The sequence below is a fragment of the Hylemonella gracilis ATCC 19624 genome, from assembly GCF_000211835.1.
GTDB lineage: Bacteria > Pseudomonadota > Gammaproteobacteria > Burkholderiales > Burkholderiaceae_C > Hylemonella > Hylemonella gracilis.
On sequence record NZ_AEGR01000053.1, the window covers coordinates 1 to 10,212 of the forward strand.

At 64.7% G+C, this 10,212-nt stretch carries 10 protein-coding genes; 4 read left to right on the plus strand and 6 right to left on the minus strand.

Going from position 1 to position 10,212, the window contains the following annotated elements; all coding sequences use genetic code 11:
* Positions 1 to 102: 102 nt before the first annotated feature.
* The 6 genes from msrB to HGR_RS07845 form a co-directional block, all read right to left on the minus strand.
* Positions 103 to 510, minus strand: coding sequence for a peptide-methionine (R)-S-oxide reductase MsrB (msrB, locus tag HGR_RS07820; protein WP_006297640.1), 408 nt, complete (start codon positions 508 to 510; stop codon positions 103 to 105).
* A 95-nt stretch (positions 511 to 605) separates the two neighbouring features.
* Positions 606 to 2,144, minus strand: a complete 1,539-nt coding sequence (locus HGR_RS07825) for a protein adenylyltransferase SelO (RefSeq protein ID WP_006297641.1) — start codon at positions 2,142 to 2,144, stop codon at positions 606 to 608.
* Positions 2,145 to 2,187: 43 nt separating this feature from the next.
* The gene (gene arsB, locus HGR_RS07830) at positions 2,188 to 3,234 is read right to left on the minus strand and encodes an ACR3 family arsenite efflux transporter (RefSeq protein ID WP_006297642.1); all 1,047 of its coding nucleotides are present in this window, start codon (positions 3,232 to 3,234) and stop codon (positions 2,188 to 2,190) included.
* 1 nt (position 3,235) lies between these two features.
* On the minus strand, positions 3,236 to 3,724 hold the full coding sequence (locus HGR_RS07835; RefSeq protein ID WP_006297643.1) for an arsenate reductase ArsC: 489 nt from the start codon (positions 3,722 to 3,724) through the stop codon (positions 3,236 to 3,238).
* Positions 3,725 to 3,762: 38 nt separating this feature from the next.
* A complete protein-coding gene (locus HGR_RS07840) occupies positions 3,763 to 4,212 on the minus strand; it encodes a GNAT family N-acetyltransferase (RefSeq protein WP_169312687.1) in 450 nt (149 codons plus the stop codon).
* A gap of 44 nt (positions 4,213 to 4,256) precedes the next feature.
* Entirely contained in the window at positions 4,257 to 4,622 is a 366-nt protein-coding gene (locus tag HGR_RS07845; RefSeq protein ID WP_006297645.1) for an ArsR/SmtB family transcription factor, read from the minus strand.
* A 213-nt stretch (positions 4,623 to 4,835) separates the two neighbouring features.
* Between HGR_RS07845 and HGR_RS07850 the strand changes: the two genes are divergently transcribed.
* The 4 genes from HGR_RS07850 to HGR_RS07865 all read left to right on the plus strand — a co-directional run.
* Positions 4,836 to 6,482, plus strand: a complete 1,647-nt coding sequence (locus tag HGR_RS07850) for a 3-(methylthio)propionyl-CoA ligase (RefSeq protein WP_006297646.1) — start codon at positions 4,836 to 4,838, stop codon at positions 6,480 to 6,482.
* A gap of 229 nt (positions 6,483 to 6,711) precedes the next feature.
* Positions 6,712 to 7,974 (plus strand): branched-chain amino acid ABC transporter substrate-binding protein, encoded by a 1,263-nt coding sequence (locus HGR_RS07855; protein ID WP_006297647.1) that lies wholly within the window; start codon positions 6,712 to 6,714, stop codon positions 7,972 to 7,974.
* Positions 7,975 to 8,081: 107 nt separating this feature from the next.
* Complete coding sequence (locus HGR_RS07860; RefSeq protein WP_006297648.1) at positions 8,082 to 9,113, plus strand: branched-chain amino acid ABC transporter permease; 1,032 nt, start codon at positions 8,082 to 8,084, stop codon at positions 9,111 to 9,113.
* 19 nt (positions 9,114 to 9,132) lie between these two features.
* Positions 9,133 to 10,212: branched-chain amino acid ABC transporter permease (locus HGR_RS07865; RefSeq protein WP_237701391.1), on the plus strand; the 1,080-nt coding region annotated here is incomplete at its 3' end.

Genomic DNA, 10,212 nt, shown 5'->3' on the forward strand with positions numbered 1-10,212 from the left:
CCGCTCCTCATACGATTTGCTGCGCAAATCCAAATCGTCGGGTTCCCCCGCCCCGTGCGCCTGCTTGGTAGCTTGCACCTGCGCTGGCCCGGCGGCCGTGCTTTACGCCTTGTGTTCTAACGCAGCCGAGTTCATGCAATAGCGCAGTCCGGTGGGTGTGGGACCGTCCTCGAAGACATGGCCCAGGTGCGCGCCGCACTGGCTGCAGACGGTTTCCACGCGCACCATGCCGTGGCTCAGGTCGCGGCGTTCTTCGATGGCCTGCGGGGTGACTGGTTCGGAGAAGCTGGGCCAGCCGCAGCCGGCGTCGAACTTGGTGTCGGATTCGAAAAGGCGCGCGTCGCAGCAGATGCAGTGGTAGCTGCCGGCCTGCCAGAAGTTCTCGTACTTGCCGGTGTAGGGACGCTCAGTCGCGGCATGGCGCGTGATCTGGTAGGCGCCGGGTTCGGCATGTTTGGCGGCAAGCAAGGCTTGCCACTCGGCGGCGGTTTTCTGGATGGCGTAGCTCATGGTGTGTCTAAGAGATCAAGTCAAGAAGAGGTCAACCAGGAATCATGCAGAAAGGAAAGGAGCAGAACCCCCGTCCAGCAAGAGGAGGTCAGGGGTCAGGACGAGCAGCTGATTTCGATGGAGGCCGCCCAGTCAGGCGGAAAGCCGGCCTCGGCTTCGAAGCCGGGGTGTTCGTCAAAGGGGCGCTCCAGCAGGGCGAGTAGCCGGGCAACGCCGCTGTAGTCCTTGTCACGCGCTTGGCGTATGGCTTGTTCACCCAGCCAGTTGCGCAGCACGAATCGCGGGTTCACGCCCAGCATGGTGTTGGCGCTGTCTTGCAGGGGCTCTTGCGTCAGGCGCGCTTCGTAGCGGCTCAGCCAATCGTCAAAGGCCGTGCTGTCGATGAACAGGTCGCGCAGGGCCTGCGCCCGGGTCTCACCGCGGGCGCTTGCCGCGACGTGCTCGCTCAGGCGCCGCCAGAAGATGGTGTAGTCGGTGCGCTCCTGGGCCAGCAGGCGCAAGGTGGCTTCCAGCAACGCACGGTCGTCCGGCTGATGCGTGGCCAGCCCCAGCTTGGCGCGGTAACGTGCGTCGAGTTCGAGCGGGAAGCGCTCGCGGTACACATCCACCGCCGCCTGGGCCAGTCTTTCGTCTTCGATCAGCGGCAGCAGCGCCTGCGCCAGCGCGTGCAGGTTCCAGTACGCCACGTTGGGCTGGCGCGCGTAGGCATAACGGCCTTGCGTGTCGCTGTGGTTGCAGATGTGGCCCGGGTCATAACCGTCGAGGAATTGGTAGGGGCCGTAGTCCAGCGTCAGGCCGAGGATGCTCATGTTGTCGGTGTTCATCACGCCATGGCAGAAGCCCACCGCTTGCCAATGCGCCAGCAGCACGGCCGTGCGCTCGCTCACGGCCGCCAGCAGGGCGGCGTAGGCATTGCCCTGGTAGACGTCCGTCGCCCTGCACTCGGGGTAATAACGGTCGATCACGTAGTCGGCCAGCACCCGCAGCTCATCGAACTGTTCGCGCGACGCGAAATGCTCGAAGTGGCCGAAGCGGATGAAGCTGGACGCCACGCGGGTGACGACAGCGGCGGTCTCGATGGTCTCTCGACGAACCGGCGCGTCCGAACCCGTGACGCAAAGCGCGCGCGTGGTCGGCACCCCCATCGCGTGCATGGCCTCGCTGGCCAGGAATTCGCGGATGGACGAACGCAGCACCGCGCGGCCATCGCCCATGCGGGAATAGGGCGTGCGGCCCGCGCCCTTGAGCTGAATTTCAAGACCACTGCCCGTTTCGCTCAGCACTTCACCCAGAAGCAGTGCGCGCCCATCGCCCAATTGACCGGCCCAGACGCCGAACTGGTGGCCGCTGTAGACCGTGGCCACGGGGGCGCTGCCAGCCAGCGGCGCGTTGCCCGTCAGCGCCGCCAGCAGGTCTGAGGATGTGGTCCAGTCAGGCGCCAAGCCCAGCCAATCGCCGACGGCGCGACTCTGGCCGACCCAATAGGGGGGATGGTCAGCAGGCAAGGTCTGCGGCGCGAGGGCGGTGGCATAGCTCGCCCCGAGTTGAGCGTAGCGGTTGATCCAGCGCAGGCCCGTCTGCACCGGGGCAGCATCGTTGCGAGCGTGGGCGGGAGTGTCAAGGACGGCGGACATGCCCGGATTGTCTCGCAGCGCGCCCGCCCCTGGCTGGGTGAGGTTATGGGGTCGCGCCGCGCTCGTACCAGGCCTTGCTGCGGTTGACGACGCGCACCACCAGCAACATCACGGGCACCTCGATCAGCACACCGACCACGGTGGCCAGGGCCGCGCCGGAGTCGAAGCCAAACAGGCTGATGGCGGCGGCCACGGCCAGTTCGAAGAAATTGGACGCGCCGATCAGCGCCGAAGGGCAGGCGATCTCGTGCTTTTCGCCCGCGGCGCGGTTGAGCCAGTAAGCCAGCGCCGAATTGAAGAAGACCTGGATCAGGATGGGCACGGCGAGCAGCGCGATGATCAGCGGCTGGCGCAGGATGGCCTCGCCTTGAAACGCGAACAGCAACACCAGCGTGAGCAGCAAGGCGACCATCGACCCCGGGCCGATCCTGCGCATGGCCGCGTCGAAGGCAGTGGTTCCGCGCTTCAGCAAGGTGCGTCGCCAGAATTGGGCGATCAGCAGCGGCACCACGATGTAGAGCAGCACCGAGATCAGCAGCGTGGCCCAGGGCACGGTGATCGCAGCCAGCCCTAGCAAGAGCGCCACCAGCGGCGCGAAGGCCACCAGCATGATGCCGTCGTTGAGCGCCACCTGCGTCAGCGTGAACAGCGGGTTGCCGCCGGTCAGGCGGCTCCAGACGAAGACCATGGCCGTGCAGGGCGCGGCCGCCAGCAGGATCAACCCCGCGATATAGCTGTCGATTTGGTCGGCCGGCAGCCAAGGCGCGAACAGTTGGCGGATGAAGAGCCAGCCCAGCAGGGCCATCGAAAAAGGTTTGACCAGCCAGTTCACGAACAGCGTGACGCCGATCCCTCGCCAGTGCGAGCGCACCTCAAGCAGCGTGCCGAAGTCCACCTTGACCAGCATGGGGATGATCATCACCCAGATCAGCAGGCCCACGGGCAGGTTGACCTGGGCCACTTCCATGCGGCCGATGGCCTGGAACACATCGGGCTGCCATTGGCCCAAGGCGACGCCAACCACGATGCACAGGCCCACCCACAAGCTCAGGTAGCGCTCGAACAGGTTCATGTCGGTGTGTTTCTTCATGTCAGCTCTTCTCGATGGTTTGCAGCGCCAGCCGCAGTTCCGAGTCGTTCATCGTGTCCAGCGGCAGTTGCGCCAGTTGCAGCATGCGGTAGCCGATGGCTTGTCGCGTCAGTTCGAAGGCCGCGCGCCTTTGGTCCTCGGGAGCCTTGGACGGGTCGGCGTAGCCCCAGTGCACCTGCACCGGGCTGCCTGGCCAGTAGGGGCAGGGCTCGGCCGCAGCCTGGTCGCAGACGGTGATGACGACACGCATGGGCGGCGCGTCGGGTCGGACGAACTCGTCCCAGGTTTTGGAGCGAAAACCTGAGGTGTCCACCCCCGCCTGGGCCAGCACTTCGAGGGCGTGCGGGTTCACGCGGCCACTGGGTGTGCTGCCCGCGCTGTGGGCCTGGAGGCGCTTGCCGAGCCGGGCCGCCCAATGCTGGAGCATGCCTTCGGCGAGCACGCTGCGCGCCGAGTTGTGGGTGCAGAGGATGAGGATGTGGGTAGGCATGGGTGACGACATGGACGCTGGGCCGGCGGGTTGACGCCTCACAGCGTCTTGGACAGGCAGTGCGCCGAGGCCGGGCAGAGTTGCTGGAACTGAGTGGAGGCGCGCAGCTGGGCCGACAGCGCGGTGCGATCCGTTTCGCGGTAGCCGAGCGCCTGGAAGAAGTCCGCCGCGGATTCCGTCAGCAGCACAAGGCGGTTCAGTCCCAGTTGGCGTGCCTGGGACTCGTGCGCATGCAAGAGGGTGCGGGCCAGGCCTCGACCGCGGTGGTCTGGTCGCACCCACAGGGAGCGCAGCAAGCCTTCAACGCCATGCGATTCCAGGCCTGCGAACGCGATCAAGGGTCCGGGTTGCGTGACGTCGCGAGACAAGCCCGAATCTGAATCGCGCACCCCCAGGAACAAGGGCATCGACGTCGGCAGCAGGTCCTCGAACGGCAACCGGGCCTGGGCGAGCTGGGCCTGGACGGCGGCAAGGTCTCGTGCGTTCAACGTGGTTGGAGGCGTGAGATAAGGCATGTTCTTGCGTCGACGGCTCAACAACAGACGGTCTTGCGCCCGCCCTTGGGCGCGGATTTGCCTGCCGGAGCGACCTCGCAAGCCGAACCTTGGCAGCAGTGTTCCGTCAGGTAGTCGAGCAGGCTGTTCATGCGCGCGAAATCCGCCCGATAGACCAAGTGTCGGCCATCCGGTTCGCTGCTCACCAAGCCCGCGTGCAGCAGCGCTTTCAGGTGGAAAGACAAGGCACTGGGCGCGACGTCCAGCTCGGTGGCCAGCACACCGGGTGTCAACCCCTCGGGCCCGGCCACCACCAGGGCACGAAAAACGCGCAGGCGCTGGGCTTGCGCCAGCGCCGACAGGGCGGTCACGGCATCGTTCTCAGCGAATGCCTGGGCGGGCATGTCTTTTTTCATATTTCAATGATACTTGAATTGTTGAAATGATTGAAGGGCGCTGAACTTCGGTCAAGTCGCCGGGCTTGTCTGGGCTCAGGTGTCGGGGACGGTCTGGCTTGTCTCTCCAGGGACGGGGCCGGGTGTTTCCCCATGTGGCGGTGCCAAGGGCATGCGGGATACTCGCGCGCAAGCTCAGACCACAAGAACAGGAGACCGTCCATGCTTGGATTGATGCAGACCCAGCCCTTGCTGATTTCTTCCCTCATCGATTTCGCCGAAAGACACCATGGCGATGGCGAGATCGTCTCCCGTCGGGTGGAAGGTGACATCCACCGCTACCGCTGGGCGGACGTGGCTCGGCGTTCGCGCCAATTGGCCAACGCGCTGGACGGCGCCAAGCTGAAGTTGGGCGACCGCGTCGGCACGCTGGCCTGGAACGGTTACCGGCACCTTGAACTCTATTTCGGCGTCAGTGGCTCGGGCCGGGTGTTGCACACCATCAACCCGCGCCTGCACCCGGAGCAGATCGCCTGGATCGTCAACCACGCGGAAGACCAGGTGCTGTGCTTCGACCTGACTTTCATGCCCCTGATCCAGGCCGTGCACGCGAAATGCCCGACGGTGAAGCAGTGGGTGGCGCTGTGCGACGCTGATAAGTTGCCCGCCGACAGCGGCATCCCCGGCCTGGCGAGCTATGAAGCTTGGATCGCAAAACAGTCCGCGAGCTACCGCTGGCCCGAATTGGACGAGCACACCGCATCGAGCATCTGCTACACCAGCGGCACCACGGGCAATCCCAAGGGCGCGCTCTACAGCCACCGTTCCACCATCCTGCACGCCTACGCCGCGGCCCTGCCCGACGTGATGTGCATGAGCGCGCGCGACAGCGTGTTGCCCGTGGTGCCGATGTTCCACGTCAATGCCTGGGGCATTCCGTACTCGGCGGCGCTCACGGGTTGCAAGCTGGTGCTGCCGGGGCCGGCGTTGGATGGCAAGTCCCTTTACGAGCTGATGGAGGCGGAGGGCGTGACCTACGCCGCCGGCGTGCCCACCATCTGGCAAATGCTGCTGGGCCACGTCAAGACGAACCACTTGAAGTTCAGCAGTTTGAAGCGCACGGTGATCGGCGGCGCGGCCTGCCCGCCCGCGATGATCGACACCTTCCGCGACGAATTTGGCGTCGAGGTGCTGCACGCCTGGGGCATGACCGAGATGTCGCCGCTGGGCACGCTGTGCACGCTCAAGAACAAGCACCTGGCCCAACCCGCAGAAGCGCAGAAAAAGATCCGCCTCAAGCAGGGCCGCACCATCTTCGGCATGGACATGAAGATCGTCGATGGTGACGGTGAAGACTTGCCCTGGGACGGCAAGACCTATGGCGACCTGCTGGTGCGCGGGCCCTGGGTGGTGCGGGGGTATTTCAAGGGAGACGGCGGTGATCCTCTGGTGAGGGATGCCGAGGGCCGTGGATGGTTTCCCACCGGCGATGTGGCGACCATCGATGCCGACGGCTACATGCAGATCACGGACCGCAGCAAGGACGTGATCAAGTCTGGCGGCGAGTGGATCAGTTCCATCGACATCGAGAACATCGCCATGGGTCATCCCTCGGTGGCCCTGGCCGCCTGCGTCGGCATGAAGCACCCGAAGTGGGATGAGCGGCCCGTGGTCGTCGTGGTGAAGAAGCCCGGCGCGGAGCTGACGCGCGAGGCCTTGTTGTCGTTCTACGCTGGCAAAGCGGTGGCCAAGTGGCAGATCCCCGATGACGTGATCTTCATGGACGCCATTCCCCTGGGCGCCACCGGCAAGATGCTCAAGACCCGCTTGCGCGAGCAATTGAAGGACTACAAGTTGCCGGGTCTTTGACGCGGGGCTTGCCGCGCACGCCTCGCCAGTCGCCGATGCGCATCCCGTGCATCCCGTGCATCCCTGGCGTCACTTCGGCGACGCGTGCGAACCCTGTTACGGGCATTCCCTAGAGCGCGCTGACACCTGGCCTTGTTACGCTGACTCGGCTTCGAGAAAACAACAGGGCCGTGCAGGCCTCGCAGGCAAGCCCCGTCACGGGGACGACATCCACGAACAGGAGACAACCATGAAGCGTGTGCACAAACTCGGCTCGGCGTTGAGCGGTTTCGCGGCGATGGCCGTGCTGCTGGCCGGTCTGGGGGTATCGACGGCCGGGGCGCAAACCCAAGGCCAGACGGTCAAGATCGCCTGGATTGACCCCTTGTCCGGCCTGATGGCGCCGGTGGGCAGCAACCAGTTGCGCAGTTTTCAGTTCTTTGGCGAGAAGTTCAGCGGGGCGGGCAACCCGGCTGGCGTGAAGTTCGAGGTGATTGGGCTGGACAACAAGCTCAGCCCGCAGGAGAGCGTGAACCAGCTCAAGGCGGCCATTGACCAGGGCGTGCGCTACATCACGCAGGGCAACGGCACCTCGGTCGCCGTGGCGCTGATCGACGCCATCGCCAAGCACAACGAGCGCAATCCTGGCCAGGAGGTGGTGTTCCTCAATCACTCGGCCATCGACCCCGACCTCACCGGCGTGAAGTGCAATTACTGGCACTTCCGTTTCGACGCCGACACGTCCATGAAGATGGGCGCGATGACCAGCTTCATCAAGGACCAGAAGGACGTGAAGAAGGTCTACCTGATGAACCAGAACTACGCCCACGGGCATCAGGTGGCCAAGTACGCCAAGGAACTGCTGGCCGAGAAACGGCCCGACGTGCAGATCGTCGGCGAAGACCTGACGCCGCTCGCCCAGGTGCGAGACTTCTCGCCCTACATCGCCAAGATCAATGCGTCCGGCGCGGACACGGTGATCACGGGCAACTGGGGGTCCGATCTGTCGCTGCTGGTCAAGGCTGCGATCGAGGGGGGCTACAACGGCAAGTTCTACACCTACTACGCTGGCGTGACGGGAACTCCCACGGCCCTGGGCAATGGGGGCGCGGGCAAGGTTTACCAAGTCTCCTACAACACCTATTACATGGGCGGTGACTACGAGAAGTGGCAGCAGGAGTACAAGGACAAGTTCAAGGACGACTATTACACCGGCTCGGTCTATCACATCTTCCGCGCGCTCGGTGAAGCCATGGCCAAGGCCAAGTCCACCGACCCCGTGAAGGTGGCCAAGGCGCTCGAGGGTTTGAAGTTCAAGAGCTACAACGGCGACGTCGAGATGCGCGCCACCGACCACCAGCTCCAGCAACCCTTGTTCATGACCGTCTGGCAAAAGGCCGACAAGAAGTTCAAGTACACCGCCGAGGCCACGGACATGACCTTCGCGCCGGTGCGCGAGTTCACCTCGGCCCAGACCAGCACGCCCACGGTGTGCCAGATGCAGCGCCCGTGATGCGATGATCGCTTGATGGGTTCGCGGGCCCGGTCTTGCCTACGTGAGATCGGGCCCTTTTTCCGCCAGCGATTGGCGGTTTCGTTGACACACCGATTCAGGACGCGATGGAGTTCTTCCTCATCTCCATGCTCAATGGCTTGAGCTACGGGCTGCTGCTGTTCATGCTCAGTTCCGGCCTCACGCTGATCTTCAGCATGATGGGCGTGCTCAATTTCGCCCACGCGAGTTTCTACATGCTGGGCGCCTACCTGGGCTACACCGTGGCCCGCGATTTCACGGGCTTCTGGCTGGGCTTGATCGTCGCGCCCTTGCTGGTCGGCGCTCTGGGGGCCTTGTTCGAGCGACTGGCGCTGCGCAAGGTGCACGCCCATGGGCACGTGCCCGAGCTGCTGATCACCTTTGGCCTGTCCTACATCATCCTGGAGCTGGTGCAGTTGATCTGGGGGCGTCTGCCGCTGGAGTTCCGCCCGCCCGAACTGCTGCAGGGGCCGGTTTTCACGCTGGTGCACGACAGCGGCGTGAACGCCTTGAGTGGCATGCACCTGGTCTGGGGCCGGGCCTCGGCCGAGGCCTGCGCCGTGGCGGCCTGTTCCCCGTTCCCGGCCACCCGCGGCTTCATGATGGTGGTGGCCTTGCTGATGCTGGTGGCGCTGTGGCTGATGCTGACCAAGAGCCGCATCGGCCTGGTCATCCGCGCTTCACTCAGCCATCCAGAAATGGCCGAGGCCTTGGGGCACAACGTGCCGCGTGTCTTCATGCTGGTTTTCGGCGCGGGCGCGGCCCTGGCCGGTCTGGCCGGGGTCATCGGCGGCAGCACCTTCGTGACCGAGCCCGCCATGGCCGCCACCGTCGGGTCGGTGATCTTCGTGGTCGTGGTCGTGGGCGGCTTGGGCTCGCTCTCGGGTGCCTTCCTGGCCTCGGTGTTGATTGGCGTGATCCAGACCTTCGCCGTGGCCTTTGACTATTCGCTCGTCCATCTTCTGCAGGCGTTGGGCATGGAGCTGAGCGCGGCGGCGCGCAACCACTCCATCCTCAAGCTCACGCTGGCGCAAGTGGCGCCCATCCTGCCTTACCTGTTCCTGGTGCTGGTCCTCATCTTCAGGCCCAAGGGCTTGCTGGGTACCCGTGAAGAGTGAGGCCCTCCCCATGAGCACCATGAATACCCAATCCTTCAACTGGGGCCGTTGGATCATCTGGGGCCTGTTCGCCCTCGTGCTGTTGACGATGCCCAGGCTGTTCAGCAGCAGCCTGGCGGTCAGTCTGTTGTCGCAGATGGGCATCGCCATCATCGCCTGCCTGTCCTACAACATGCTGCTGGGGCAAGGCGGCATGCTGAGCTTTGGCCACGCGGTCTATTCCGGCCTGGGCGCCTACATGACCATCCACGCGCTCAACCTGATGAGCGGCCTGGCCAAGACGGGCCAGCCCTTCCTGCCGGTGAGCCTGCTGCCCTTGGTGGGCGGGCTGGCCGGCCTGTTCTTCGCCGGTCTGTTTGGCTATGTCACGACGAAGAAGGCGGGCACGACCTTCGCCATGATCACCCTGGGCATGGCCGAGCTGGTGTTCGCCATGTCCCTGATGTTCGCGGAGTTCTTTGGCGGCGAGGCGGGCATCACGGCCAACCGCGTGGTGGGCAAGCCGGTGCTGCAAGGGTTTTTTGACAAGGGCATCAACTTCGGCCCAGGCATCCAGGTCTACTACCTGATCGCGGTCTACACCTTCGTGTGCGTGGCGCTGATGTACGCCTTCACGCGCACGCCGCTGGGACGCATCCTCAATGCCGTGCGCGACAACCCGGAGCGCGTGGAGTTCATCGGTTACAGCACGCAGCACGTGCGCTACATGGCCTTCATGGTGGCTGGCTTTTTCGCGGGCATCGCGGGTGGTCTGGGCGCCATACTGTTCGAGATCGTCACGGCCGAGGTGGTGGGGCCTCTGCGCTCGGGGGGCTACCTGCTGTTCACCTTCCTGGGCGGCGCCACCGTGTTCTTCGGACCCATCATCGGTGGCGTGCTGCTGGTGTTGACCTCCGTGATGTTGTCGGAGTTGACCAAGGCTTGGCTGCTGTACCTGGGTTTGATCTTCCTTTTCATGGTGATGTACGCGCCCGGCGGCGTGGCCAGCCTGGTCCTGATGAACTTGCGGGTGGCGAAGTTCGGCTTCTGGGGGCGCATCGCCAAGAGCACGCTGGCCATCGCGCTCAGCGGCGCCTTGGCCTTGCTGGGCGCGGCGGGG

Excerpts from the sequence above, each read along its gene's own strand:
- msrB (WP_006297640.1), bottom strand. The coding sequence starts at position 510 with ATGAGCTACGCCATCCAGAAAACCGCCGCCGAGTGGCAAGCCTTGCTT.
- HGR_RS07825 (WP_006297641.1), bottom strand. The coding sequence starts at position 2,144 with ATGTCCGCCGTCCTTGACACTCCCGCCCACGCTCGCAACGATGCTGCC.
- arsB (WP_006297642.1), bottom strand. The coding sequence starts at position 3,234 with ATGAAGAAACACACCGACATGAACCTGTTCGAGCGCTACCTGAGCTTG.
- HGR_RS07835 (WP_006297643.1), bottom strand. The coding sequence starts at position 3,724 with ATGCCTACCCACATCCTCATCCTCTGCACCCACAACTCGGCGCGCAGC.
- HGR_RS07845 (WP_006297645.1), bottom strand. The coding sequence starts at position 4,622 with ATGCCCGCCCAGGCATTCGCTGAGAACGATGCCGTGACCGCCCTGTCG.
- HGR_RS07850 (WP_006297646.1), top strand. The coding sequence starts at position 4,836 with ATGCTTGGATTGATGCAGACCCAGCCCTTGCTGATTTCTTCCCTCATC.
- HGR_RS07855 (WP_006297647.1), top strand. The coding sequence starts at position 6,712 with ATGAAGCGTGTGCACAAACTCGGCTCGGCGTTGAGCGGTTTCGCGGCG.
- HGR_RS07860 (WP_006297648.1), top strand. The coding sequence starts at position 8,082 with ATGGAGTTCTTCCTCATCTCCATGCTCAATGGCTTGAGCTACGGGCTG.